The sequence below is a fragment of the Stenotrophomonas sp. HITSZ_GD genome (genome assembly GCF_029543105.1).
In the GTDB taxonomy this organism is placed as follows: domain Bacteria; phylum Pseudomonadota; class Gammaproteobacteria; order Xanthomonadales; family Xanthomonadaceae; genus Stenotrophomonas_A.
In genome coordinates, this window is record NZ_JARQXB010000012.1 from 70,151 (window position 1) to 95,425 (window position 25,275).

Annotated in this window: 27 protein-coding genes and 1 tRNA gene; 14 read left to right on the top strand and 14 right to left on the bottom strand. The window is 69.4% G+C overall.

Going from position 1 to position 25,275, the window contains the following annotated elements; all coding sequences use genetic code 11:
- The first annotated feature begins 80 nt into the window (after positions 1 to 80).
- Complete coding sequence (htpX, locus tag P6166_RS12795; RefSeq protein ID WP_277764843.1) at positions 81 to 962, top strand: protease HtpX; 882 nt, start codon at positions 81 to 83, stop codon at positions 960 to 962.
- Between the two features lie 112 nt (positions 963 to 1,074).
- On the opposite strand, the gene P6166_RS12800 is transcribed toward htpX, so the two are convergent.
- From P6166_RS12800 to P6166_RS12815, 4 genes are all read right to left on the bottom strand, one after another.
- On the bottom strand, positions 1,075 to 3,141 hold the full coding sequence (locus P6166_RS12800) for an EAL domain-containing protein (protein ID WP_277764844.1): 2,067 nt from the start codon (positions 3,139 to 3,141) through the stop codon (positions 1,075 to 1,077).
- A gap of 212 nt (positions 3,142 to 3,353) precedes the next feature.
- A complete protein-coding gene (locus P6166_RS12805; protein ID WP_277764845.1) occupies positions 3,354 to 4,538 on the bottom strand; it encodes an NAD(P)/FAD-dependent oxidoreductase in 1,185 nt (394 codons plus the stop codon).
- On the bottom strand, positions 4,535 to 5,080 hold the full coding sequence (locus P6166_RS12810) for a YaeQ family protein (protein WP_277764846.1): 546 nt from the start codon (positions 5,078 to 5,080) through the stop codon (positions 4,535 to 4,537). Before P6166_RS12810 ends, P6166_RS12805 begins: the two co-directional genes overlap by 4 nt.
- A 58-nt stretch (positions 5,081 to 5,138) precedes the next feature.
- Positions 5,139 to 5,606, bottom strand: a complete 468-nt coding sequence (locus P6166_RS12815) for a YaiI/YqxD family protein (protein WP_277764847.1) — start codon at positions 5,604 to 5,606, stop codon at positions 5,139 to 5,141.
- Between the two features lie 249 nt (positions 5,607 to 5,855).
- Between P6166_RS12815 and P6166_RS12820 the strand changes: the two genes are divergently transcribed.
- The 4 genes from P6166_RS12820 (at position 5,856) to P6166_RS12835 (ending at position 8,996) form a co-directional block, all read left to right on the top strand.
- The gene (locus P6166_RS12820) at positions 5,856 to 6,065 is read left to right on the top strand and encodes a cold-shock protein (protein WP_130318118.1); all 210 of its coding nucleotides are present in this window, start codon (positions 5,856 to 5,858) and stop codon (positions 6,063 to 6,065) included.
- A gap of 147 nt (positions 6,066 to 6,212) precedes the next feature.
- The gene (locus tag P6166_RS12825; protein ID WP_277764848.1) at positions 6,213 to 6,905 is read left to right on the top strand and encodes a glutathione S-transferase; all 693 of its coding nucleotides are present in this window, start codon (positions 6,213 to 6,215) and stop codon (positions 6,903 to 6,905) included.
- Positions 6,902 to 8,458: a protein adenylyltransferase SelO gene (locus tag P6166_RS12830; protein ID WP_277764849.1), complete on the top strand. Its 1,557-nt coding sequence runs from the start codon at positions 6,902 to 6,904 to the stop codon at positions 8,456 to 8,458. The genes P6166_RS12825 and P6166_RS12830 overlap by 4 nt, the downstream gene beginning before the upstream one ends.
- Before the next feature lie 7 nt (positions 8,459 to 8,465).
- Positions 8,466 to 8,996 carry an adenine phosphoribosyltransferase gene (locus P6166_RS12835; protein WP_277764850.1) on the top strand — a complete coding sequence of 177 codons (531 nt, stop codon included), beginning with the start codon at positions 8,466 to 8,468 and terminating at the stop codon, positions 8,994 to 8,996.
- Positions 8,997 to 9,120: 124 nt separating this feature from the next.
- Here P6166_RS12835 and dbpA read toward each other — a convergent pair whose 3' ends face one another.
- On the bottom strand, positions 9,121 to 10,497 hold the full coding sequence (dbpA, locus tag P6166_RS12840) for an ATP-dependent RNA helicase DbpA (RefSeq protein WP_277764851.1): 1,377 nt from the start codon (positions 10,495 to 10,497) through the stop codon (positions 9,121 to 9,123).
- Positions 10,498 to 10,630: 133 nt separating this feature from the next.
- Between dbpA and P6166_RS12845 the strand changes: the two genes are divergently transcribed.
- A complete protein-coding gene (locus tag P6166_RS12845) occupies positions 10,631 to 12,511 on the top strand; it encodes an ATP-binding cassette domain-containing protein (protein WP_277764852.1) in 1,881 nt (626 codons plus the stop codon).
- Between the two features lie 212 nt (positions 12,512 to 12,723).
- On the opposite strand, the gene P6166_RS12850 is transcribed toward P6166_RS12845, so the two are convergent.
- The 3 genes from P6166_RS12850 to P6166_RS12860 all read right to left on the bottom strand — a co-directional run bounded on the left by P6166_RS12850 (position 12,724) and on the right by P6166_RS12860 (position 15,670).
- Entirely contained in the window at positions 12,724 to 14,505 is a 1,782-nt protein-coding gene (locus P6166_RS12850; RefSeq protein WP_277764853.1) for an acyl-CoA dehydrogenase C-terminal domain-containing protein, read from the bottom strand.
- A 55-nt stretch (positions 14,506 to 14,560) separates the two neighbouring features.
- Entirely contained in the window at positions 14,561 to 15,046 is a 486-nt protein-coding gene (locus tag P6166_RS12855; RefSeq protein ID WP_277764909.1) for an LEA type 2 family protein, read from the bottom strand.
- Between the two features lie 84 nt (positions 15,047 to 15,130).
- Positions 15,131 to 15,670, bottom strand: a complete 540-nt coding sequence (locus P6166_RS12860) for a lipocalin family protein (RefSeq protein ID WP_277764910.1) — start codon at positions 15,668 to 15,670, stop codon at positions 15,131 to 15,133.
- A gap of 194 nt (positions 15,671 to 15,864) precedes the next feature.
- Here P6166_RS12860 and P6166_RS12865 point away from each other — a divergent pair.
- From P6166_RS12865 to P6166_RS12885, 5 genes are all read left to right on the top strand, one after another.
- Positions 15,865 to 15,940 (top strand) — tRNA-Phe (locus tag P6166_RS12865).
- A 217-nt stretch (positions 15,941 to 16,157) separates the two neighbouring features.
- A complete protein-coding gene (locus tag P6166_RS12870) occupies positions 16,158 to 16,367 on the top strand; it encodes a hypothetical protein (protein ID WP_277764854.1) in 210 nt (69 codons plus the stop codon).
- A 201-nt stretch (positions 16,368 to 16,568) separates the two neighbouring features.
- A complete protein-coding gene (locus tag P6166_RS12875) occupies positions 16,569 to 16,946 on the top strand; it encodes a hypothetical protein (RefSeq protein WP_277764855.1) in 378 nt (125 codons plus the stop codon).
- An 85-nt stretch (positions 16,947 to 17,031) separates the two neighbouring features.
- A complete protein-coding gene (locus tag P6166_RS12880; RefSeq protein WP_277764856.1) occupies positions 17,032 to 17,511 on the top strand; it encodes a hypothetical protein in 480 nt (159 codons plus the stop codon).
- 15 nt (positions 17,512 to 17,526) lie between these two features.
- Positions 17,527 to 18,138: a TetR/AcrR family transcriptional regulator gene (locus P6166_RS12885; protein WP_277764857.1), complete on the top strand. Its 612-nt coding sequence runs from the start codon at positions 17,527 to 17,529 to the stop codon at positions 18,136 to 18,138.
- Between the two features lie 3 nt (positions 18,139 to 18,141).
- On the opposite strand, the gene P6166_RS12890 is transcribed toward P6166_RS12885, so the two are convergent.
- The 3 genes from P6166_RS12890 to cycA all read right to left on the bottom strand — a co-directional run bounded on the left by P6166_RS12890 (position 18,142) and on the right by cycA (position 20,693).
- Complete coding sequence (locus P6166_RS12890; protein WP_277764858.1) at positions 18,142 to 18,459, bottom strand: carboxypeptidase-like regulatory domain-containing protein; 318 nt, start codon at positions 18,457 to 18,459, stop codon at positions 18,142 to 18,144.
- Positions 18,456 to 19,145 (bottom strand): hypothetical protein, encoded by a 690-nt coding sequence (locus tag P6166_RS12895; protein WP_277764859.1) that lies wholly within the window; start codon positions 19,143 to 19,145, stop codon positions 18,456 to 18,458. Before P6166_RS12895 ends, P6166_RS12890 begins: the two co-directional genes overlap by 4 nt.
- A gap of 183 nt (positions 19,146 to 19,328) precedes the next feature.
- The gene (gene cycA, locus P6166_RS12900; RefSeq protein WP_277764860.1) at positions 19,329 to 20,693 is read right to left on the bottom strand and encodes a D-serine/D-alanine/glycine transporter; all 1,365 of its coding nucleotides are present in this window, start codon (positions 20,691 to 20,693) and stop codon (positions 19,329 to 19,331) included.
- A 172-nt stretch (positions 20,694 to 20,865) separates the two neighbouring features.
- Between cycA and P6166_RS12905 the strand changes: the two genes are divergently transcribed.
- Complete coding sequence (locus tag P6166_RS12905) at positions 20,866 to 21,972, top strand: alpha/beta hydrolase (RefSeq protein WP_277764861.1); 1,107 nt, start codon at positions 20,866 to 20,868, stop codon at positions 21,970 to 21,972.
- Positions 21,973 to 22,063: 91 nt separating this feature from the next.
- On the top strand, positions 22,064 to 22,534 hold the full coding sequence (locus tag P6166_RS12910; protein ID WP_277764862.1) for a DUF6491 family protein: 471 nt from the start codon (positions 22,064 to 22,066) through the stop codon (positions 22,532 to 22,534).
- Between the two features lie 48 nt (positions 22,535 to 22,582).
- Here the strand turns inward: P6166_RS12910 and P6166_RS12915 are convergent, their stop codons facing one another.
- On the bottom strand, positions 22,583 to 23,008 hold the full coding sequence (locus tag P6166_RS12915) for a barstar family protein (RefSeq protein ID WP_277764863.1): 426 nt from the start codon (positions 23,006 to 23,008) through the stop codon (positions 22,583 to 22,585).
- Positions 23,008 to 23,463: a ribonuclease domain-containing protein gene (locus P6166_RS12920; RefSeq protein WP_277764911.1), complete on the bottom strand. Its 456-nt coding sequence runs from the start codon at positions 23,461 to 23,463 to the stop codon at positions 23,008 to 23,010. Before P6166_RS12920 ends, P6166_RS12915 begins: the two co-directional genes overlap by 1 nt.
- A gap of 255 nt (positions 23,464 to 23,718) precedes the next feature.
- Here P6166_RS12920 and P6166_RS12925 point away from each other — a divergent pair, with 255 nt between their 5' ends.
- Complete coding sequence (locus P6166_RS12925) at positions 23,719 to 24,330, top strand: superoxide dismutase (protein WP_277764864.1); 612 nt, start codon at positions 23,719 to 23,721, stop codon at positions 24,328 to 24,330.
- Between the two features lie 53 nt (positions 24,331 to 24,383).
- Here the strand turns inward: P6166_RS12925 and P6166_RS12930 are convergent, their stop codons facing one another.
- Positions 24,384 to 25,262, bottom strand: coding sequence for an endonuclease/exonuclease/phosphatase family protein (locus P6166_RS12930; protein ID WP_277764865.1), 879 nt, complete (start codon positions 25,260 to 25,262; stop codon positions 24,384 to 24,386).
- Positions 25,263 to 25,275 lie beyond the last annotated feature (13 nt).

Below are 25,275 nucleotides of genomic sequence, written 5' to 3' on the forward strand. Positions count from 1 at the left end.
TTGTCGCTTGATTTCAAGGTGGCAGCCCCGCAGATTGGTGCCGTTCATTCCCCTCAAAGTTCCGCGGAGCCGGTGCTTCCATGTTCAGTCGAATCGCGTTGTTCCTGTTGACCAACCTCGCCGTGCTGGTGCTTGCCGGCATCGTGATGTCGCTGTTGGGCGTCAACTCGGCCAGCATGGGCGGGCTGCTGGTGATGGCGGCGATCTTCGGCTTCGGCGGTTCGTTGATCTCGTTGCTGCTGTCCAAGTTCATGGCCAAGCGCGCGACCGGTGCGCAGGTGATCACCGAGCCGCGCACCCCGACCGAGCGCTGGCTGGTGGAAACGGTGCGTCGCCAGGCGCAGGCGGCCGGCATCGGCATGCCGGAAGTGGCCATCTACGACGGCCCGGAGATCAACGCCTTCGCCACCGGCGCGAACCGCAACAACGCCCTGGTCGCCGTGTCGACCGGCCTGCTGCAGAACATGAGCCAGGACGAAGCCGAGGCCGTGCTGGGCCACGAGGTGAGCCACGTCGCCAACGGCGACATGGTGACGATGGCGCTGCTGCAGGGCGTGTTGAACACGTTCGTGATCGTGCTGGCGCGCATCGTGGGCGGCGTGGTGGACAGCTACCTGTCCGGCAACCGCGAGGACGGCCGCCGCGGCTTTGCCTACTACATCATCGTGATGGTGCTGGAGCTGATCTTCGGCCTGTTCGCCACGATGATCGCCATGTGGTTCTCGCGCCGCCGCGAATTCCGTGCCGACGCCGGTGGCGCGCAGCTGGCGGGCCGCCAGAAGATGATCGCCGCGCTGGAGCGCCTGTCGCTCAATCACGGCCAGAGCACGTTGCCGGCGCAGGTCGAGGCCTTCGGGATCTCCGGCGGCATCGGCCAGGGCCTGCGCAAGCTGTTCCTGAGCCACCCGCCCTTGACCGAGCGCATCGCCGCGTTGAAGACGGCGAACGCCACGGTGGTCTGAGCCACCGCCGCCATCAAAAAGCCCGCCATTGGCGGGCTTTTTTTTGCTCACGGTTCTCCCATTTCCCCGCGAGGATCCATCGAGCCGCCGGGCAGGCCGGCCGCTGTACCCCTCAGAACTCGTAATTCATCGCCGGCCCCGCCGGTCCGATGAAATCGCCCTGCACGTAGTCCACGCCCGCGTTGAAGAACAGGCTCATCGACGCCGCATCGCCCACGAACTCCACCAGCGTCAGGATGCCCTCCGGCTGCGCGCGCCCGGTGATTTCGCGGATCTTCTCCTGGCTCTCCTTGCCCTGTACCGCATCGGCGGTCAGCCCGCGGTCCAGCTTCAGGAACGAGGGCTGGAAGTGCGACAGCAGCTGGAACGAATCCAGCCCCGATCCGAACTGCTCCAGGCCCAGCTTGCAGCCCAGCGCGCCGACTTCGGCGAGGAACTGCTGCGCGTTGCGCAGGTGCGTGAACACCTTCGATTCCGGCGTCTGCAGCCACAGCCGCTCGCCCGGCACGCCGTGCGCCTGCAACTCCTGGCGAATCAGCGCCACCGTGCGCGGGTCCGAATACGCGGCCGGCCCGATGCGTACCAGCAGGTGCGTGGCATGGCCCGCGCGCTGCCGGTCGGCCAGCGTGCGGATCGCCTCGCGGATCACCCAGCGGTCGATGTCGGCGATCATCGCGTGCTCTTCGGCGATCGCCATGAAGGTCGCCGGCGAGATCAGCTCGCCGTTGCGCTCCAGGCGCAGGAAACCCTGGTAGAGCTCGATCGGCTCGCCCATCAGGTGCAGCACGGGCTGGAAGTGCAGCAGGAAGCCGTTGCCCACCAGCGCCTCGTGCAGGTGCTCGATCCAGCGCTGGATGCGCTCTTCCTCGGCGCGGTCCACTTCGCCCGGGTCGAAGATGTGCACCCCGTTGCCGCCCAGCTCGCTGCCGGCGCGCACCGCCTCGGTGGCCCGTTGCAGCACCTGGCCGATGCTGGCGATCTTCTCGCCGATCTGCACGCCGCCGATGCTCACCGTCACCGTGGCCGAGCGCTCGCCCACGCTGAAGACGTGCTGCGCGAACGCCGCGCGGATATTGTCGGCCAGCGCACTGGTGCGGTGGTGGTCGCCGGTGAGCAGCACCGCGAAGCTGTTCTCGCCAAAGCGCGCCGTGCGCATGTCCGCTTCCACGTGCGCGGCCAGGTGCGAGGCCAGCGCGGAGATCAGCGCATCGGCCGAATCCAGGCCGATGTCGGCCAGGATGCGCGCGTAGTGGTCCGGCTCCACCAGCAGGAAGCCGGACTGGGGCTCGCCGCGGCTGGCCTGGCTGACCGCGTCTTCCAGCGCCACCATGAAGGTGGGGCGGTTGAGCAGGCCGGTGACCTGGTCGCGTTGCCGCAGGTCCTCGACCTCGCGCGCCAGCTCCGGGTCGAACTCCTCGCGGCGGCGGAACACCACCTGGATGCAGGCCTCGCCTTCGTAGGTGGCGGTGGCGAATTCCATCGTCGCCGGGAAGGTGTCGCCTTCCAGGCTGCGCGCGTCCACCTTGTACTGCGGCGGCGGCGGCTCGCCCTTGCTCATCGACTTCAGCAACTGCTTGAAATCGTCCACGTGCTGGGCGGCGATCAGGTCGAGCAGGGAGATGCCTTCCACGTCCTCGAACGACTCGAAGCCGAACATCTCCAGGTAGGCGTCGTTGGCGCGGATGTGCATGCCTTCGTGCACATAGGCGATCGGGTCGCGCGAGGAGGCGATGAGCGCATCGCAGCGGCGCTCGGTCTCGCGCATCTGCGCCTCGATCCGGCGCAGGCCGCGGCGCGCGTGCAGGTCGGTCACTTCCGCGCGCACCACGCCGAGCAGGTGCTCCGGGCGCTGGCGCAAGGCGATGGCGCGGATGCCGTGGGCGGCGGCCTCCACCCACTCGTTTTCGTCGATGCGGTCGGTCAGCAGCACCAGCGGCACGTCCTTGCCGCTGCGCGCCAGCGCCTGCTGCACGGCGCCCAGCGGCAGCTCGCGCGAGTGCGAGGCCAGCACCAGGTCGATCTGCCCGGACAGCATCGCCGCCAGGTCTTCGGTGCTTTGCGGGCGCGAGGGGCGCACGGCGATGCCGCTGTTGCGCAGGGTGGTGACGATGCCCTCGGCGCTCTCGCCGCTGTCATCGACGATCATCAGGCGGAGGGTGAGGTCTTTGCCGTTCTGCATTCAGGGGTTCCGGGAAACAGGGTGGGGCATGGCGTGGATCGCGGGGACGGCCTGCGCGCGGGCATGCGGTGCGGCGCCGTCGGCCCGGGGGAGCCGTCCGGCGAAAGGTCCCCACCTTTCCCCAGCATCCATGACCCGCTGTAATACACGATGCCCCGGGGCGCCGTCCATGCAGGCGTCCGGCCCGGGGGCCGCGCGCAGCTTCCGGCCGCTCAGGCGGCCAGGCCGGCGGCGTGGCCCGAGGCCCAGGCCCACTGGAAGTTGTAGCCGCCCAGCCAGCCGGTCACGTCGAGCACTTCGCCGACGAAATACAGGCCCGGCACCCGACGCGATTCCATGGTCGAGGACGACACCGCGTCCGTCGCCACGCCGCCGAGGGTGACTTCGGCCGTGCGGTAGCCCTCCGTGCCGCTGGCCACCAGCGGCCAGTCGCGCAGGGTCGCGGCGGCCGCGCGCAGCTCGCGTTCGTCGAGCTGGCGCACCGGCTTGTCCGGCAGCCAGCGTTCGCACAGGCGCTGCGCCAGGCGCTTGGGCAGGCGCTCGGCCAGGGCGTTGCGCAGTTCGGAGGCGCCGTGCGTGCGCTTGAGTTCGCGCAGCCATGCGTCGGCGTCCTCGCCGGGCAGCAGGTCCAGGCGCAGGTCGTCGCCGGGCTGCCAGTAGGAAGAGATCTGCAGGATCGCCGGGCCGCTGACGCCGCGGTGGGTGAACAGCAGCGCGTTGCGGAAACTGCGGCCGTTGCAGCGCGCTTCCACCGGCAGCGCGACGCCGGACAGGTCCTGCAGGCGCTCCTGGTGCTTGCCCGAGAGCGTCAGCGGTACCAGCCCGGCGCGGGTCGGCAGCACCTCGTGGCCGAACTGGCGCGCCAGTTCGTAGCCGAAGCCGGTCGCGCCCAGCGAGGGAATCGACAGCCCGCCGGTGGCCACCACCAGCGAGGCGGCATGGAAGCGGCTCTGCGCGGTGTCCACGCGGAAGCCGTCCGCGCCGCGTTCCACCTTTTCCACCGCGCAATGGGTGCGGATCTGCGCGCCGGCCGCGTGGCATTCGTCCACCAGCAGTTTGACGATCAGCTTGGAGGACACGTCGCAGAACAGCTGGCCCAGCTCCTTCTCGTGGTAGGCCACGCCGTGGCGCTCGACCATCTCGATGAAGTCGCCCGGGCTGAAGCGCGCCAGTGCCGATTTGCAGAAGTGCGGGTTGGCGGAGAGGAAATTGGCCGGGGTGGTGCCGGTGTTAGTGAAGTTGCAGCGCCCGCCGCCGGACATCAGGATCTTCTTGCCCACCTTGTTGGCGTGGTCGATCACCTGCACCCGCCGGCCGCGCTGGCCGGCGGTGAGCGCGGTCATCAGCCCGGCCGCGCCGGCGCCCACGACCAGCACGTCGCAGTCGATCGCGCTCATGCCGTGGCGGTGCGCTCGATCGGCCGGATATCCACGCTGTGGTCCTCGCCCAGCAGCTGGATCTCGCCGTCCTGGATGAGCACGTTGAAGCGCATGCTGCGCTGGATCAGCGCGCCGAGCGCTTCCACGGTGGCCGGGTCGATCTCGATCACCCGCAGCTGGCGGTGGCGCGACAGCGCCGCGCCGTGCTTCTTCCACCACGTCTCCACCGCCTGGCCGCCGTAGGCCAGCACGATGACCTCGCGCGAGCGGTTGCAGGCCTTGCGCACGCGCGATTCGTCCGGCGTGCCCAGGTCGATCCACTGCTCGATCTCGCCGCCGTAGTCGTGCCGCCACAGGTCCGGTTCGTCGTCGCTGCTCAGGCCGCGGCCGAAGGCCAGGCGGTCGTCGGCGAACATCGCGAAGGCGAGCAGGCGCAGCATCAGCCGCTCGTCGGTTTCCGACGGGTGCTGGGCGAGGGTGAGGTTGTGGGTCGCGTAGTAGCCGCGATCCATGTCGCTGATCTGCAGCTCGGCCTTGCGGACGGTGGCGGTGAGGGCCATGGGGGTCGCCGGGGAAAGGGCGGCCATTCTACGCGCGTCGGCGGCCGCGGCCCCCGGCTCAGGCCCGGCGTTGCGCCAGCCAGCGGTCCAGCTCGTTGGCGAAGGCCTGGCGGTCACGCGCATGCAGGGTGGCCGGGCCGCCGGTGTGCACGCCGGCGCCGCGCAGCTCGGCCATGAACTCGCGCACGGAGAGCCGCTCGGCGATGTTGTTGGCGGTGAAGCGTTCGCCGCGCGGACTGATCGCACTGGCGCCGCCTTCCAGGGCGCGGGCGGCCAGCGGGATGTCCTGCGTGACCACCAGGTCGCCGGGCGCCAGGCGCTCGACGATGGCGTCGTCGGCCGCATCCGCGCCGCCGGGCACCTGCAGGCTCTTGAGCCACGGGCCGGGCGGGGTGCGCAGCCACTGGTTCGCCACCAGCCAGGTCTCCACCCCGGTGCGGGCGGCGGCGCGGAAGAGGATCTCGCGGATCGGCACCGGGCAGGCGTCGGCGTCGACCCAGATCCGGGCAGGGGCAGGCGTATTCATCCCGGCTATTCTAGGCGGCGGGGCAAAGGCGGCGAACCTGGCTGAAGATGAATAGGTCGGCAGTCGCTTTTTGGCGAAAAGCCGAGTATCGTGCCAAGCACTGTGTTTGCTAGCGGTCACCGTGAATCGTGGCCGTGCGGTTGATCATTTGATCCGCTTCAACGTGTGCGCTTTACCAACGCCTGCAAAACAGTCTCGGCCTCCGGCTTCTCGGCGGCCGCGATCCATTCAATGTTCCAGGAGTTAGTAATGTCTGATCGTCAGAGCGGTACCGTCAAGTGGTTCAACGATGCCAAGGGTTTTGGCTTCATCACCCCGGAAAGCGGCCCGGACCTGTTCGTGCATTTCCGCGCGATCCAGGGCAACGGCTTCAAGTCGCTGCAGGAAGGTGAGAAGGTGACCTTCGTCGCCGTGCAGGGCCAGAAGGGCATGCAGGCTGACCAGGTCCAGAAGGCCTGATCCAGCTTCCCGCCGGTTCGCCGGCCGGGACACGAAACGCCGGAAGCGCAAGCTTCCGGCGTTTTTGTTTTTGCCGCGGCCGCGACGCGGCGTGATCAACGCGCCCGCTAAGATCGTCGTTCCCCCCGTCCAGGCCCCGCGCCGCCCATGATCACCGTCCACCATCTCAACAATTCCCGCTCCCAGCGCGTGCTGTGGTTGCTGGAGGAACTGGCGCTGCCTTATCAGATCGTGCGCTACGAGCGCGACCCGGCCACGCTGCTGGCGCCGCCGGCGCTGCGCGCGATCCACCCGCTGGGCAAGTCGCCGGTGGTGACCGATGGCGAACACGTGCTGGCCGAATCCGGCGCGATCCTCGATTACCTCACCGAGCGCTACGACACCGAGCGCGTGCTGTCGCCCACGCCGCGGCCGGTCGATTCACCCGAGCGGCTGCGCTTCCGCTACTGGATGCATTACGCCGAAGGCTCGGCGATGCCGCCGCTGCTGCTCACCCTGGTGTTCCAGCGCCTGCGCCAGGCGCCGATGCCGTTCTTCGCCCGGCCGATCGCCCACCGCATCGTCGACAAGGCGATGAGCCGCTTCGTCGGCCCGCAGGTGAAGCTGCACCTGGACTGGATGGAATCGCAGCTGGGCCCGGATGGCTGGTTCGCCGGCGAACGCTTCACCGCCGCCGATATCCAGATGAGTTTCCCGGTGCAGGCCGCGGCCGCGCGCGGGGGCGGGCTGGGGGCCTATCCGAAGCTGCGCGATTTCATCGCCCGCGTCGAGGCGCGCCCGGCTTATCAGGCGGCGTTGCAGCAGGGCGGGCCGTTCGCGCTCGCCGGCACGCCGGCGTGACCGCCCGGTTCGACAACCGTTTCATCGCCCAACTGCCGGGCGATGCCGAAGCCGGCGCGCGCGTGCGCGAGGTGCTCGGCGCGATGTGGTCGCAGGTTTCGCCCACGCCGGTGCGCCAGCCGAAGTTGCTGGGGTGGTCGCGCGAAGTCGCCGCCGCGCTCGGGCTGGAAACCAATGACGTCACCGACCCCGCGTTCGCCCAGGTGTTTGCCGGCAATGCGCTGTGGCCGGGCATGCAGCCCTGGGCCGCGAACTATGGCGGCCATCAGTTCGGCCACTGGGCCGGGCAACTGGGCGATGGCCGGGCGATCAGCCTGGGCGAAGTGGTGGGCACCGATGGCGCCCGCCACGAGCTGCAGCTGAAGGGGGCAGGGCGCACGCCCTATTCGCGCGGTGCCGACGGGCGCGCGGTACTGCGCTCTTCGCTGCGCGAATTCATCTGCAGCGAAGCCATGCACCACCTCGGCGTGCCGACCACGCGCGCGCTGTGCCTGGTGGGCAGCGGCGAGGCGGTGGTGCGCGACATGTTCTACGACGGCCACCCGCGCCCGGAGCCCGGCGCGCTGGTGTGCCGCGTCGCGCCATCGTTCGTGCGCTTCGGCAGCTTCGAGCTGCCGGCCTCGCGTGGCGACACCGCGCTGCTGCGCCAGCTGGCCGATTTCACCCTCGCGCGCGATTTCCCGGAACTCACCGGCAGCGGCCCGGCGCGCGACGCCGAATGGTTCGGGCAGGTGTGCGAGCGCACGGCCGAGATGGTGGCGCATTGGATGCGCGTGGGCTTCGTGCATGGCGTGATGAACACCGACAACATGTCCATCCTCGGGCTCACACTGGACTACGGCCCCTACGGCTGGCTGGAAGATTACGACCCGGACTGGACGCCCAACACCACCGACGCCACCGGGCGGCGCTACCGCTTCGGCACGCAGCCGCAGGTGGCGTACTGGAACCTGGGCCGGCTGGCGCAGGCACTGGCGCCCTTGTTCGCGGATGTGTCGGCGCTGCAGGACGGGCTGGACCGCTTCGTCCAGCGCTATCGCCACCTCGAGCGCGAGCACGCCGCCGCCAAGCTTGGCCTGGCCGAATGCGGCGAAGCGGACCTGGCGTTGATGGAAGACCTGCGCGCGCTGATGCAGCAGGCCGAGATGGACATGACGCTGACCTTCCGCGGGCTGCGCGACATCGACCCGGAAGCGCCGACACTGCAGCCGTTGGCGTCGGCCTTCTACGACGACGCCAAGCGCGACGCCCACAGCGCGGCGCTGGCGACGTGGCTGCAGCGCTATGCCGCGCGCGTGCGCGCCGATCCGCTGCCGGCCACGCAGCGCCGTGAGCGCATGCGTCTGGCCAACCCGCTTTACGTGCCGCGCAACTGGCTGGCGCAGGAGACCATCGACCGCGTGGCGCAGGGCGACACCGCGGCGCTGGCCGACTGGCTGGACGTGTTGCGCCATCCCTACGACGAGCAGCCCGGGCAGGAAGCCTATGCGCGCCGCCGCCCGGAATGGGCGCGCGAACGCGCGGGCTGTTCGATGCTTTCCTGCAGTTCCTGAGACCCACATGGCCCCTGACTCGCCTTCCTGGAGCGCGCTGCTGCGCGATATCGCCGATTTCCCCAAGCCGGGCATCACCTTCAAGGACATCACCCCGCTGCTGGCCGACGGCGCGGGCTTCGCCGCCGCCATCGACGCGATGAGCGCCCCCTGGCGCGGGCAGCGCGTGGAGGCGGTGCTGGGCATCGAATCGCGCGGCTTCATCCTGGGCGCGGCGATGGCGCATGCGCTGGGCTGCGGCTTCGTGCCGGTACGCAAGCCGGGCAAGCTGCCGGCGCATACGCTGCGGCAGGAATACGCGCTGGAATACGGCAGCGACTGCATCGAAGTGCACGCCGATGCGTTGCCGCCCGGTGCGCGCGTGGTGATCGTGGACGATGTGTTGGCGACCGGCGGCACGCTGCTGGCCGCGCTGTCGCTGGCGCGGCAGCTGCGCGTGGAGGTGCTGGGCGCGGGCGTGCTGGTGGAGTTGCCGGCGCTGGGTGGGCGTGCGCGCTGGCCGGACGCGGTGCCGCTGGTGGCGACGTTGGCGTATTGAGAAGGCGGGCGGTTCGCTGACCCCTGGATCGTGCGACGTTGCTTTTTCGCGGGCGCGGCTTCGGCCGCGCAGGTCGCGGCGGAAGCCGCGCCTGCCGCTGGTGGGTCTCAGGGCTCTCGCCCCCTCAGAGCTTGCGCACCCGGAACCGCCGTCCCTTGATCTTGCCGGCCTCCAGCTTGGCCAGTGCCTTGCCCACCTGCGCGCGCGCGATCGCCACGTAGGAGCGCGTGGGCTGGATCACGATCTTTCCGATCGCCGCGCCGGACAACCCCGCCTCGCCGGTCAACGCGCCCAGGATGTCGCCCGCGCGCAGCTTGTCGGTCTTGCCGCCGTCGATGCGCAGGGTGACCATCGGCGCCTGCGGCAACTCCGGCGGCTTGCCGGTGGCCAACGGCGTGCGCGGCAGCGACAGCGTGATGCCCTGGTCGGCGGCGATGGCCTCGGCACGCGGCAGTTCGCGCGAGGACACCAGGCTCAATGCCAGGCCATGCCGCCCGGCGCGCGCGGTACGGCCGACGCGGTGGCGGTAGCTCTCCACGTCGGTGGGCAGCTCGTAGTTCACCACCGCCGCCAGGCCTTCCACATCCAGCCCGCGCGCGGCCACGTCGCTGGCGACCAGCACGTTGCAGCTGCCGTTGGCGAAGCGCACCAGCACCTCGTCGCGGTCGCGTTGTTCCAGGTCGCCATGCAGCGCCAGCGCGGAGAAGCCGAACTGCTGCAGCGAATTCGCCACCTCGTCCACTTCCTTGCGCGTGTTGCAGAACACCACCGCCGATTCCGGCCGGTGCTTGAGCAACAGGCCGGCCACGGCCTTCTGCCGGTGCGCCGGTTCCACTTCGAAGAACAGGTGCTCGATGCGCGGCGCGCTGTCACCGCCGTCCACGGTCACCTCCGCCGGATCGCGCAGCAGCTGGCGCGCCAGTTCGCGGATCGAATCGGGGAAGGTGGCCGAGAACAGCAGGTTCTGCCGCTCCTTGGCGCAGCGCCCGGCGATCTCGCGGATCGGCTCCTCGAAGCCCATGTCGAGCATGCGGTCGGCCTCGTCGAGCACGAAGCCGCGCACCGCGCCCAGGTTCAGCACGCGCTTGCGCGCCAGCTCCTGCACGCGGCCGGGCGTGCCGACCACCACCAGCGGGTCGTGCGCCTGCAACGAGGCGATCTGCGGCTCCAGCGACACGCCGCCGGTGAGCACGCTGAGCTTGAGGTTGGGGATGCCGGTGGCGAGCTTGCGCAGCTGCTGGCCCACCTGGTCGGCCAGCTCGCGCGTGGGGCACAGCACCAGCGCCTGCGTGCGGCCCAGCGCCGGGTCCAGCCGCTGCAGCAGGCCCAGGCCGAAGGCGGCGGTCTTGCCGCTGCCGGTGGGGGCCTGGGCGATCACGTCGCGGCCTTCCAGGATCGGCGGCAGCGCCAGGGCCTGGATCGGGGTGAGGGTGGTGTAGCCGAGGGCGTCGATGCCGGCGGCCAATGCCGGCGAAAGCGGCAGGGAAGCGAATTCGGTCATGCGGCATTTTCGCAGAAGCGCCGCCGCCGTGCCGGCGGCGCGCTTCAGGGCCCCGCCGCCGGTCTTCGCGGGTGGGCCACGGCGACCCCCCGCGCGGCGCGGGGCAGGGCCCCATCCCACGTACAATAGCCGCATGCCTTTGATCACCCTGCAGAACGTCGACTACAGCGTCGGCGGCCCGTTGTTGCTGGAGAAAGCCGAACTGGCCATCGAACCGGGCGAGCGTATCGCCCTGATCGGCCGCAACGGCGCCGGCAAGTCCACCCTCATGAAGCTCATCGCCGGCGAACTGCGCCCGGACGATGGCGAAATCCGCGTCCAGCAAGGCGTGCGCATCGCCCGCCTGGAGCAGGAGGTGCCGCTGGGCGCCGATGGCAGCGTGTTCGACGTGGTCGCCGGCGGCCTGGGCGAGCTGGGCCAGTGGCTGGCCGAGTTCCACCAGATCAGCCATGCCGAACATTTCGACGCCGACGCGCTTGCCCGCGTGCAGGCGCGCATCGACGCCGCCGAAGGCTGGGCACTGGACCAGCGCGTGGGCGAGACGTTGACCCGGCTGGAGCTGGACGGCGACGCCGCGTTCGCCCGCCTGTCCGGCGGCATGAAGCGCCGCGTGCTGCTGGCGCGTTCGCTGGTGTCCTCGCCGGATTTGCTGCTGCTCGACGAGCCGACCAACCACCTCGACATCGAGGCCATCGACTGGCTCGAAGGCTTCCTCAAGGGCTGGAACGGCAGCGTGGTGTTCGTCACCCACGACCGCCGCTTCCTGCGCGCGCTGGCGACGCGCATCGTGGAGATCGACCGCGGCCAGGTCACCAGCTGGCCGGGCGACTGGGCCAACTACGAGCGCCGCCGCGAGGAGCGGCTCAATGCCGAGGCGCAGGAAAACGCCCGCTTCGACAAGCTGCTGGCGCAGGAGGAAGTGTGGATCCGCCAGGGCATCAAGGCCCGCCGCACCCGCGACGAAGGCCGCGTGCGCCGGCTCAAGGCGATGCGCGCGGAGCGCTCGCAGCGGCGCGAGCTCGGCGGCAATGTGCGCATGCAGGCTTCGCAGGGCGAGGCTTCCGGCAAGAAGGTGATCCAGGCGCGCGATGTCACCTTCGCCTTCGGCGAGCGGGTGATGGTGCGCGACTTCTCCACCACGCTGCTGCGCGGCGACCGCATTGGCCTGATCGGCCCCAACGGCAGCGGCAAGACCACGCTGCTGAAGTTGCTGCTGGGCGAGTTGCAGCCGCAGCAGGGCGAGATCGTGCAGGGGACGAACCTGCAGATCGCCTATTTCGACCAGTACCGCGCCACGCTGCGCGAGGACTGGAGCGCGATCGAGAACGTGGCCGAGGGCGCGGACTTCATCGAGATCAACGGCAAGCGCAAGCACGTGCATGCCTACCTGCAGGACTTCCTGTTCACCCCGGAGCGCGCGCGTGCGCCGATCACGCGGCTGTCCGGCGGCGAGCGCAACCGGTTGCTGCTGGCGCGGCTGTTCGCGCAGCCTTCCAACCTGCTGGCGATGGACGAACCGACCAACGACCTGGACGTGGAAACGCTGGAGCTGCTGGAAGAGCTGCTGGCCGACTACGCCGGTACGCTGCTGCTGGTGAGCCATGACCGCGACTTCCTCGACAACGTGGTGACCTCCACGCTGGTGATGGAAGGCGACGGGCGGGTGGGCGAGTACGTCGGCGGCTATACGGACTGGGTGCGGCAGCGGCCGGCCGAACCGGCGGGCGCCGGGGCGGCCAAGCCCACCGCCACGCCGAATGCGCCGGCGACGAAGGCCGAAGCACCCGCGCCGGCCAAGCGCAAGCTCAGCTACAAGGATGCGCGCGAGCTGGAGCAGTTGCCCGAGCGGATCGACACGCTGGAGGGCCAACTGGCGCAGATGGCCGAGGCGATGAACGACCCGGCGTTCTACCAGCGCGACGCGGCGGCGGTGGCCCAGCACACGCAGGACATGGCGAAGGTGCAGGCCGAACTCGACCACGCCTATGCGCGCTGGCAGGCGCTGGATAGCTAGGCAGGCGCTGACATCGCTGGCCTGGCGCCGGCTCTTGGGAAGGAGCGAGGACGGGCTCCTGGCGCCTGGAAGTTTTCAGCCCGACGAATGGGGCTCCGACCCGCCAGATGGCGGTCGCGGCCGAAGCCGCTCCCATCATGGAATCGCCCAGCGGTTTCGAGCGGAGTCGTCCGCGAAGAGGGGGCACGCCCATCGGGCCGCCCCCCCACCACTCAGCCGAACAACGCCTCGTCAAGCGCCATCAGCGGCTTGGCGCCGCTGCGGATATGCGCCGCATGCGCCAGCGTGCGCGGCAGGATGCGCGCGAAGTAGAACCGTGCGGTTTCGCGCTTGGCCGTGGCCAACGCCGCGTCCTTGCCGCGCGAAGCCACCACGCTGCGGGCCCACCAGTAGGCCAGCACCACGTAGCCGGAATAGAACAGGTAATCGTAGCTCGCCGCGCCGATCTCCTCCGGATCGCGCGCCGCGCGCTCCAGCACCTCGCGCGTGAGCATCGCCCATTCGCTGGCGTGGTCGCGCAGCGGCTTGACGAACTCGGCCAGGTCCGCGTCTCCCTCGTGCTCGCGCGCGAACGCCTCGATCTCGGCCAGGAACAGCTTCAAACCGGCGGCCTGGCTCGCGGCGGTCTTGCGGCCCATCAGGTCCAGCGCCTGGATGCCGGTGGTGCCTTCGTACAGCGTGGTGATGCGCGCATCGCGCGCCAGCTGCTCCATGCCGTGCTCGTGGATGTAACCGTGGCCGCCGAAGCACTGCAGCGCGTGGTAGGTGTTCTCGATGCCCCATTCGGTCTGGCAGGCCTTGGAGATCGGCGTCAGGAAGCTCACCAGCGTGTCGGCACGCTCGCGCTCGGCCGGGTCCTGCGCGTGATGCGCCACGTCGATCAGCGTGGCCGCGTGCAGCGCCAGCAGGCGGCTGCCTTCGGTGAGCGACTTGATCGTCAGCAGCATGCGGCGCACGTCCGGCTGCACGATGATCGGGTCGGCCGGCTTGTCCGGGAACTTCGCGCCGGAGAGCGCGCGCGACTGCAAACGTTCGCGCGAATAGCGCAGCGCGTTCTGGTACGCGCGTTCGGACAGGCCGATGCCCTGCAGGCCCACGCCCAGGCGCGCGGTGTTCATCATGGTAAACATCGCCTGCAGGCCCTTGTGCGGCTGGCCGACGAGGTAGCCCTGCGCGCCGTCGAAGTTCATCACGCACGTCACCGACGCCTTGATGCCCATCTTGTGCTCGATCGAACCGCAGGCCAGCGCATTGCGCTCGCCCACCGTGCCATCGCGCGCCACCTTGAACTTCGGCGTCACGAACAGCGAGATGCCCTTCGGCCCGGGCGGCGCGTCGGGCAGCTTGGCCAGCACGAGGTGGACGATGTTGTCGGTGAGGTCGTGCTCGCCGGCGGTGATGAAGATCTTGGTGCCGGTGATGGAATAGCTGCCGTCGGCATTCGGTTCGGCGCGCGTCTTGAGCAGGCCCAGGTCGGTGCCGCAGTGCGGTTCGGTCAGGCACATGGTGCCGGTCCAGCGGCCTTCGATCAGCGGCTTGAGGAACACTTCCTGCTGCCAGTCCTCGCCGTGGTGCTTGAGCGCTTCCACCGCGCCGTGCGAGAGCAGCGGGAAGTTGCCCCACGCCAGGTTGGCCGCGTTGACCATCTCGTTGAGCGGCACGCCCAGCGTGTGCGGCAGGCCCTGGCCGCCGAATTCCGGCGCGGCGGTGAGGCCGGTCCAGCCGCCTTCAACGAACTGCGCGTAGGCCTGCTTGAAGCCCGGCGGCGTGGTGACAGAGGCGGTGGACTTGTCGAACACCGAGCCGATCTCATCACCAATGCTGTTCAACGGCGCCAGCACCGTGCCGCTGAAGCGCGCGGCTTCTTCGAGCACGGCGTCGATGATGTCGGCCGTCGCCTCGCTCAGGCCCAGGCGCTGGAACAGGGCTTCGGCGCCGAGCACGTCGTGCAGGGCGAAACGGATGTCGGCCACGGGGGCGGTATAGCTGCTCATGGAGAACCTGTAGAAAGCGGAGTGCGGTGGAAGGCGGAAAGGCGGTGCGCGCGGCTCAGCGCAGCACGCCGCTCAAGCCGGGCGCGGGATTGAGCGTGCTGCGGCCGCTGACCTCGAACTGGCGCGAGCGCTTGTCCTCGGGCGTGGCGGTGACCGTGCCCTTGAGTTCGTAGGGCAGGGCGCGGCCGCCGGCGAGCACGTCGGCGACGATCATCTTGGCCGTCGAGCCGGGCTGCATCGCCACGGTGACCACATCGGCGGTTTCCGGCCCGATGGAATAGTTGACCGCCTGCTGCAGATGGCCGGCGGCTTCGCCGCCGACGCTGACATCCAGCGCGACGGTCTGGAACTGCATGGGAATGCTGCTGTAGTTCTGCAGGCGCAGCTCCAGCGCCCAGCTGCCGTCGGCACGCACGGTCAACTGCTGGATGCTGACGGCCGGCTCGGACACCCGGCGCACGTTGCTGCTGCACGATGCCAGGCCCAGCACCGCGGCCGTCACCAGCGCGGCGGCGCCCCAGCGCCACCCGCGCGGACGCATACGTCCTTGCATTGCCCCACCTCGGATCATTGGAACCAGGCTAAAGCATACTACGCCGTATGGCAGGGGCGTTGCGGCGCTGCGTCACTCCAGCGGCGTGGCCAGGATCAGCGGTTCCAGGTCGTAGCCCATCGCCGCGGCGCGCGCCTTGAGTTCCTCAAACTGCATGCGCGGCATGCTGGGGCTGCGCGAGAGGATCCACAGGTAGCGGCGGCCGGGATCGCCGACGACCGCCCATTGGTAATCCGGGTCCAGCGCGATGACCCAGTAGTCGGCCCATGCCCACGGGAACCAGGACAACCAATCCGGCGCGAAGCGCACCTCCAGCCGGCCCGGGTGGTTGTCCACCCGCCGCGCGACGCCTTCGGCCTGGGCAAAGCCGCCGTCGGCGATGCGGCAGCGGTTGATCACGCCCACCTTGCCATCGTCGCGCAGGGTGTACTGCGCGGTGATCTCGCCCTGGCATTTCTTCTGGAACGAGACGGGCAGGTGGGCGATCTCGTGCCAGGTGCCGGCGTAGCGCGAGAGGTCGAGTTGCGGCACGGAGGTCACCGGCGGTTCGTGGCGGCCGGCGAGGGCGGGCGCGGCCACGGCGGCGAGCAGGCACAGCAGCGGGGACAGGATGGCGGCGGTACGGGGCATCGGGTTCCTCCAATGGTCAGGAGCGCAGGCTATGCAGCGGCGTGGTCAGGACGCGTGAAGTCGCGCAACACGGCGGCGGGCAGGCGTTTGCCTGCGCGCGCGGATGAAGGCTTGCCCAAAACCGTCACGGTCGTTATGATGCGCGTCCTCGCAACGCAGCACTGCTTGCGACGGATGGCCGGGTAGCTCAGTTGGTAGAGCAGGGGATTGAAAATCCCCGTGTCGGGGGTTCGATTCCCTCCCCGGCCACCATTGGATTCGATGTCGAAAAGCCCGCACCTTTGGTGTGGGCTTTTTGCTTTGCGCCGAGTGCAATGGTGCGCGCTCGCTGCGTCGCCGCATCGCAAGTCAGACACGCGCTCGGCGCGTGTCGCATCCGCTCCCGATGCGCGTCAGTCATTGGAACCGTCCAATAGTTCGACATGCCAATGGCTCCTACGGTCGGCTTTCCACACCGAGGAAATTCGCTATGCGGGAAATGACCGAGCAGGAATTGGCGTACGTGGGCGGCGCTGTCATCAACACGCGTTCGGAGTTGGCAGCGGGATTCATCATGGGGGCAGGTGCCGGCATGGTGGGCGCATTGTTGGGCGCGGGCGGTGGCCCCGTGGGCAGCGCGATGCTGGGCGTTACGTTCGCGCGATATGGCTTCAACTACGTCAATTGGGTGACGCCATGAACGGCCCCTCGGCGTGCGGGTGCTAAGTGCTGAAGAAGTGGCGCAGGTGTCCGGCGGGAATCCCGCGCTCAAGGCCGTGTGGTCGGCCAGTCTTCCCTTGCGAGCGGTAGGTGCGGCCGCAGGGCTCGGCTGGGCAGTGGGCTCGGCGATTTATCGAACGTACGATCGAGAGATCCAAGCCGGCTTGCGTTGGGCGTTGGGTTGAATCCGGTGCGCATTCCTCGCTGGCGATTGGATCACGCGCCGGTCGCGGTACTCGCCCTTCTGGCCGCCATTGCCGCATTCGCTGCGATTGCGGCCTGTTGGCTGGGGGATCACTTGGCATTCCTCCGTGCGTATTCCAGCGATACGGGCGGGGAGCATCTTTTCCTGTCGATGTGGTGGCTCGGCCTCACGGCCGTGGCCGTGCTGGGGCGCTGGCGCCCATCCATCGGAGCCGGCGCGCGCGCGATGATGGCCATGCTCGGCGCCCTGTGTAGCGGCGCCACGCTGCTGTTTGGATTCAGGGGGCTGGCGGTTCTCCTGTCCGGTTTCGCGCTCATCGACCTGCTCCAGTTCCTGCGCTCCCCGCGCCCCTGAGCCACTTGGCGCGTGTCGAATGCATCACTTGACGAATCTACCTACTAGTAGGTAGAGTACGCCACCGCCCTCAGAATCCTCACCCATGCTCGGCATCTCTCCCCTCGGCTGGCTGCACACCCTCGGTAGCCTGCCCGCCATCCCGCTGGCCGCGTACATGCTCCTGCGCCATGGCCGCATCACCCCGCGCACGCCGGCTGGCCGGGCCTATTTCTGGTTCATGCTCATCGGCGCCTCCTCGGTGTTCCTCATCGCGCACCAGCCGGTGAGCGTCGTCATCGGCGCGGTCACCCTGGCGATGCTCTTCCTCGGCTACGGCGCATACCGGCTGCCGCTGTCGCCCCGCGCCCGTGGCTACGTGGAGACCATCGCGCTCAGCTTCAGCGTGTTCCTGCTCATGCTGCCGACCGTGTCCGAAACCCTGCGCCGCCTGCCGGCCGGCCATCCGTTCGTGACCGACCTGAAAGACCCGCTGCTGCTCGGCACCCAGGGCGGCCTGCTGGTGGCGCTGGTGGTCGGGCTAACATGTCAGATCGTTTGGCTGCGGCGCCGCGCCGCTCCCTGATTTCGTGGAGTTTTCATGACCGAGTCCCTCGCGGACACGCTGCCGGCGCTGTCGCCCAAAGCCGAGGAAATCGTCCGCCGCACCACCGAATTCCTTGCGGTCGGCGGTTACAACGGTTTCAGCTATGCCGACATCGCGCAGGTCGTGGGCATCAGCAAGCCGAGCATCCACCACCACTTCGCCAGCAAGGCGGCGCTGGTGCAGTCGGTGGTGGCGCGCTACCGCGCCGACGCGGCGCGCGGCATGGCCGCGCTGTCGGCGAACGTGACCGATCCGCTTGCGCGGCTGCAGGGCTATTGCGGCTACTGGGCCGACTGCATCGCCTCGGGCGAACACCCGATCTGCATCTGCGCGCTGCTGGCCGGCGAGCTGGCCGCGCTGCCGGACGAGGTGGCGCGGGAAGTGCGCGGGCATTTCGTCGATCTCACCGCCTGGCTGCGCTCGGTCATCGAGGACGGCGTGGCGCAGGGCGTGATGGCGATCGCCGAGACGCCCGAGGCCGAAGCGCGCACCTTCATGGCCACCGTGCATGGCGCGATGCTGGCGGCGCGCGCATTCGGCGAGCCGGCGATGTTCCCCACCATCGCCGCCACCGCCTTGCACCGGCTCAGCTGCGAGGCGATCTGAGCACTACCGGTTGCCAGGCAGCGGCGCCACGTCGAACAGCGGCACGTCCGGCACCTGCAGCTGCTGCTTGGTCATGCCGTTGATGACGAGTTGGTAGTTGCCCGGCGGAACCTGCAGGTAATACATGCCATCGGCGCCGGTAACGGTGGCCGCCGGGCAGGCACCCGGCGCGGCGCACAGGGCGACCTGCGCATTGACCATCGGGAATACGCCCGAGGGCCCGTAGAAATCCACCCGTCCGCGCACCTGCGCGGCGAGCGCCGCGTCCGACAACAGCCACAGCACAAGCGCCGCCACGCCCGCCCAGAAAGTCCTGTTCATTGCCCCGCCCCCGGAACCTGCGGCGTGGCCAGTCCCGCCACGGTGGTGGCGGCCGGTGCCGGGGAGAGCGGCGCCGCCGTGCCGACGACCGGCACCCCACCTCCCGACGCGTTGTAGGGCGCCAGCAATTGAATGGTGGCTGGCTGCACGACGATGCGGTTGCCGTCCTGCACCTGCGCGATGGCGCTGTCGTTGAGGTCCACCACTTTCGGCGGCGTGCCGGAGACTTCCAGGTTCAGCGCCGGAAACGCGCCATCCTGCCGCGTCACCCACAATGAAAGCTTGTTGGCGCGCAGCACCGAATAAGGCGTCACCGACGCCTTGATCTGGGTGTACTCGTAGCTGCCCGGCGCGATGTCCTTGCCGCTGGCGTCCTTCATCAGCACGGGAATCTGCACGAGCCATGCGTCCTGCTTGTCCTTGTCGCGCTCATGGCGGTCCAGCGCCTCCATGTGCAGGAACAGGAAGGTCGCAAACCCGAGCAGGGTGAGATAGGTCGCCGTCGAGCCGGCCGCCTCGAAGCTCATCTTGAAGCCGAGCACGTTGAACACGCCGCTGGCCAGGCCCGGGGCACGGTCCTTCAGGCGCTCCTGGCGCGTCTTGAGCAGGTAGAAGATCGCCGAGGCGGGCAGCAACGGCAGCAACAGCATGAGGCCGACAACGGCCACCATCAGGAACTGGGACATGGCACTTCTCCTTGGCGATTCCGTGCTCCTTGCGGCGCACGCCTCCCGGTCCACCGGAGCCGTCCGCCACGCACACCCTCGCCAACGTGGCCCGTCGGCGAAACCGGCCATCGGCCGACGCCCGAAAATGAAGCGCCCGGCCAAGGGCCGGGCGCGGGGCGTGCAGCCGGGCGCGGCGCCGGGCTAGGCCACCTTGCCGGCCTGCCTGCGCTTGAACAGGTAGCCGATGCCCAGGATCAGGAACCACGCCGGGCTGGCCAGCAGCGCCTGCCGGGTGTCCGGCTGCAGGGTCAGCAGCACGATCACGAAGGCGAAGAACGCCAGCACCACGTAGCACATCAGCACGCCGCCGGGCAGCTTGAACTTCGAGGCCGCGTGGCGCTCCGGGCGCTTGCGCCGGTAGGCGATGTAGGCGCACAGGATCAGCGACCACACGAACATGAAAAGCACCGCCGACAGCGTGGTGACCAGGGTGAAGGCGGTCACCAGGTTCGGGATGACGTACACCAGCATCGCGCCCAGCAGCAGGCACAGGCAGGAGAACAGCAGCCCGCGCGCCGGCACCGCCGCGCGCGAGAGCTTGGAGAAACCCTTGGGCGCGTGGTTTTCCTCGGCCAGGCCGTAGAGCATGCGGCTGGTGGAAAAGATGCCGCTGTTGGCCGAGGAGGTGGCCGAGGTCAGCACCACGAAGTTGATCAGGCTGGCGGCGGCCGGCACGCCGGCCAGCACGAACAGCTGCACGAACGGGCTCTTGTCCGGCACCACCTCGCGCCACGGGGTGACGCACATGATGGCCGCCAGCGCCAGCACGTAGAAGATGATGATGCGTACCGGGATCGAGTTGATCGCCTTGGGCAGGTTGCGCTCCGGGTCGGCGGTCTCGGCGGCGGTGGTGCCGACCAGCTCGATGCCGACGAAGGCGAACACGGCGATCTGGAAACCGGCGAAGAAGCCGCCGATGCCCATCGGGAACCAGCCGCCGTCGTTCCACAGGTTCGCCACCGAGGCCACGCTGCCGTTGGGCGACTGGAAGCCCCAGGCCACCAGGCCCACGCCGGTGACGATCAGCGCGACGATGGCGACGATCTTGATCAGCGCGAACCAGAATTCCATCTCGCCGAACAGCTTCACCGTGGCCAGGTTGAGCGTGAGCAGCAGCAGCACGCACAGCACCGCCGGTATCCACGGCGCCAGGCCGGGGAACCAGAACTGGGCGTAGGCGGCGATGGCGATGACATCGGCGATGGCGGTGATGATCCAGCAGAACCAGTAGGTCCAGCCGCAGAAGAACCCGGCCCACGGCCCGAGCAGGTCGGTGGAGAAATCGATGAACGACTTGTACTCCAGGTTGGACAGCAGCAGCTCGCCCATCGCGCGCATCACGAAGAACAGCATCGCGCCGATGATGAGGTAGACGAAGAGGATCGACGGGCCGGCCAGGCTGATGGTCTTGCCCGAGCCCATGAACAACCCGGTGCCGATGGCGCCGCCGATCGCGATCAGCTGCAGGTGGCGGTTGGCGAGACTGCGCTGGAGATGGTCGGGCATGGGGGCTACCGGAATGGACTGCCGAACGTTACGGGATGGCGCCGCGCCGCACCAGCCCCGCGTCCGCCCCTGTCCGCGGCGTCCGCCGCGCGGACACGACCTCCTGCCTATTCCGGCCCCGGCCCGCGCCCGATAGCCTGTTTCCCAACGCAGTCCGGCAAGGGAGAAGGGCATGGGCAAGCATTGGGTGATCGGGTTGATGGCGCTGCTGTGCGGCACGGTGCAGGCGGCCGAGTCGTGCCCGGATACGAGCGCGCAGTACGGCAAGGCGCGCGAGATCGTCGCCGACCTGGGGCGCATCCGCACGCCCCATGGCGTGCAGGAGTCCTGGGCCGAGCAGGCCGGCGGGATCGCGCAGTGGGTCACCGCGCGTGGACAGGACCGCGACAACCCGGTGGTGCTGTTCGTGCACGGCGGGCCGGCCTCGCCGCTGACCCCCACGCTGTGGCAGTTCCAGCGCCCGCTGGAGGAATACTTCACGATGGTCACCTACGACCAGCGCGCCGCCGGCCGCACCTTCGCCGACAACCCGCCCGACGCGGTGGCCGACACCCTGCGGATCGACCGCTACGTGGACGACGCCATCGCCATCGCCGAGGCGGTGCGCCAGCGCTACCACAAGCCCAAGCTGATCCTGATGGGGCACAGCTGGGGCACCATCGTGTCCATGCGCGCCGCGCTCAAGCGGCCGGACCTGTTCTACGCCTATGTCGGCGTGGGCCAGGTCATCAACGTGCGCGAGAACGAGCGCATCAGCTATGACTACGCGGTGGCCCAGGCCAAGGCGCACCACAACGTGGAGGCGGAGCGGGAGCTGGCCTCGATCGCGCCGTACCCGGGCAATACGCCGATCACCCGCGAGCGCATCGTCAGCGCGCGCAAGTGGGCGCAGTTCTACGGCGGGATGACCGCCTACCGCGACACCTCGGACTACTTCTTCAACGGGCCGCTGCTGTCCCCGGATTACCGCGACGCTGACCGCTGCGCCATCGACGCGAGCAATGTGTTCACCCTGGGCCGCGTGCTGCCGGAGTTCCTCACGGTGGACTTCACCGGCGTGCGCCGCTTCCCGATCCCGGTGCTGATGTTCATGGGCCGCCACGACTACACCACGCCCTGCGAACCCACCGCGCAGTGGCTGGCGCGGGTGCAGGCGCCGATGAAGCAGGCCGTGTGGTTCGAGCACTCCGCGCACATGATGCCGTGGGAGGAGCCGGGCAAGCTGCTGGTGAGCCTGCTGACCTACGTGCGGCCGCTGGCCGAGCCGGCGAGCCGGTAGGCCGTTCCGGGGCTGAACGAGGGGCGGGCCGGCACGCGCCGGCGCCCGACGGGCGAGGCAAGATGGCGCCAATTCCCTGCGAGGTGCGGCCATGAAACGTGTCCTGACCCGGGCGGTGTGGGCCGCCACCTTCGCCGCCGGCCTGGCCGGCTGCGCCACCGGTCGCATCAGCGACGACGAGCGCTTGGCGCTGTACCGCGCGCATGCCGGCGCGCCGGTGCGCGATTTCCAGTATTTCAACAGCCTCAACGGCTGGACCAACCTGGGCGACGACGCGCTGGCGGTGTGGACCAAGCCAGGCACGGCCTACCTGCTGGAATTCGCCGGGCCGTGCAACGACCTGGACTACGCGCCGGCCATTTCCATCACCAACATGATGGGCCGGGTGTCGGCGAAGTTCGACGACGTGATCGTGCTTGGCGGCCCGCGTTCGATCCGCCTGCCGTGCCGCATCCAGACCATCCGCCCGCTGGACGTGAAGGCGTTGAAGGTCTCCGAGCAGCAGCTGCGCGAGGCGAAGGTGGAAGAGCGGGCGCAGCAGCAGGGCAGCGAGGGACGCTGATCTCCCCGCACCCCGCGCGGCGCCGACCGGTGCGACGCGCGCTGCGCGTCAGTCGGCGCCTTGCTCGTCCTGCAGGCTGACGAACGCGACGAACGGCACGCCTGCGTGCGCCCACGCCACCGCGGCTTCGTCGAGGATGTCCAGCAGCGCGTGGAAATCCTCCGCCGCGCCGCCGCGCAGCGCGTCCACCGCTTCCAGCAACAGCGCATAGCCCTGCGCGGGCAGCCACGACAGGTCGCGCAGGTTGTCCGACAGCGCGTCCCAGTTCATCCCGCTGCCATGCGGGAAATCCAGCTGCGTGGCCAGTCGGGCGAGCAGGGTGCGCTTGCTCGCGCAGCCGGCCAGGTCCACGCGCAGCACGCGCAGGCCCGCGTCGCGCGCCAGCGCGGCCATCGTGTCCAGCGCTTCCGGGGCGATGCGGTACACGCCCGATTGTCCGGGGTCGCCCAGGTCCAGGTCGAAATGCGCGCCCATCAATCCTCCTTCGCCGGTACGCTGAAACTGCGGAAGGTCTCGTAGTGGTCGTCGCTGTAGTACCAGATCTCCACCGGCTCGCCGCCGGTGACGATCCGCCGGGTGCCGCGATGCGACAGCCCGGGCGTCTCCACCGTGTACTCGTGGTAGTAGCCGCGCGGGCGCTGCGGCAGGCGGCCTTCGCGGTTGCCGAACACGCTGCCGTCCTGGCGGTGCGGATACGGCCCGCCGCGCTGGATCAGCGCGATGGTGTCGCGCGCTTCGTCCGGCAGGAAAGGCGGCAGGCCTTCGATGCGGCGCGCGGCCTGCGGCGGCGGCACCGGCGCCGGTGCCGGCGCGGCCTGGCCGGTGATCGACGGTGCGAACTGCGGGTGTGGCTGCTGCGCCTGGCGCAGCCACCACAGCCCGCCGACCAGCACGAGCAGGGCCACGACCAGCAGGGCGGGTTTGCGCATCATCTTCGAACGGCTTCCTGCACCAGGGTGGCAAAGAGTATGCGCATCCGCGCCGTTCGGTGGACATCGGGGCGACACCCGATTCACGCCGGGGTAACCGGGGAGTGGGGCATCGTGGCGTCCCTCGCGGCGGCATCGCCGGGCGATGGGATGATCCCTCCCACCGCCCGCACTTGGTAAGCGCGCGCCGCATCCTTAACATGTCACTGCAACGTCCGCTCCGCCGCGGATGAAACGAGTCAAGGAGATTCCCCGATGGCCTACACCCTCCCCAAGCTGTCCTACGCCTACGACGCGCTCGAGCCGAACATCGACGCGCAGACGATGGAAATCCATCACACCAAGCATCACCAGACCTACATCAACAACGTCAACGCCGCGCTGGAAGGCACCGAGTACGCTGACCTGCCGGTCGAAGAGCTGGTCGCGCGCCTGAAGTCGCTGCCGGAGAACCTGCAGGGCCCGGTGCGCAACAACGGCGGCGGCCACGCCAACCACTCGCTGTTCTGGACGGTGATGTCGCCGCAGGGCGGCGGCGAGCCGGTCGGCGAAGTGGCCAAGGCCATCGAGCGCGATGTCGGCGGCTTCGAGAAGTTCAAGGAAGCCTTCACCAAGGCCGCCATCAGCCGCTTCGGCTCGGGCTGGGCGTGGCTGAGCGTGACCCCGGACAAGAAGGTGGTGGTCGAGAGCACCGCCAACCAGGACAGCCCGCTGATGGAAGGCAACACGCCGATCCTGGGCCTGGACGTGTGGGAGCACGCCTACTATCTGAAGTACCAGAACCGCCGCCCGGAATACATCGGTGCGTTCTACAACGTCGTCGACTGGAACGAGGTCGAGCGTCGTTACCAGGCCGCGATCGCCTGATCAGCGCCGAATTGGCACGCAGCAAAGGCCGGGTTCGCCCGGCCTTTCGCTTTTCAGGGCGCCGCCACCGGGCGCAACAGCTGCACCGTGGCGACCAGACCGCGCGCCGTGGGGCCCTCGGCGCCGGGCAGGCGTAGGGCTGCCAGCCGCAGCAGGCGGAAGCTGTCGCGCCGCAACAGGATGTGGTCGTAGCGCGGCTCGCCGTTCTCCATCGCCGCCGGCAACGCCGGCAGCGCACCTTCCTGCTCGCGCGAGGCCAGCGGCCGGGCTTCCTGGTATTGCGCCTGCAGCGCGGCCAGTTCGGCCGCGCCCTGCGCGCAGGCGAAGTCGCCCAGCAACACGGTCGGCAGGCCGTCGTCGGTGACCTCCATCCAACGCAGCAGGTTGACCACCTGGCGCGCGCGGATCAGCCCGTCGTCGCTGTGCGCCGCTCCCGGATGCAACTGGGTGACGTAGGCGTTGACCGGCATGCCGCCGATTTCCAGCCGCACCATGCCGGCGGTGCTGGCCATCTCGAAGGGATGCAGCAGCGTCACCGCATCGCCGGTGACCGGGCGGCGGGTGAGCAACGCGTTGCCCTGGCGGGTGGGCCGGCTGGGCGGGTCGGCGCTGATGAAGCTGCAGCCGTAGTCCAGCTGCGCGGCCAGCCAGCAGGCCTGGTTGGGCATCTCCGGCGTTTGCTGCACGTCCTGCAACGCGACCACGTCCGGCTTGAGCGCGCGCAGCGCTTCGACGATGCCGTCGCGATGGTCCAGCCAGCGTCCCTGGTCGGGCGCCAGGCTGAAGGTCGCCACGGTGAGCACCCCGTCGCCCGCGCCGGGCGGCAGGGCCAGCGGCAATCCCGGCGTGTGCGCCTGCGCCCAGCCGCCGACCAGCAGGGTCGGCAGCCAGGTCCAGCGGGCGATGCGGCGCAGGGGATACGAGAGGGACATGCCGCGATGCTAA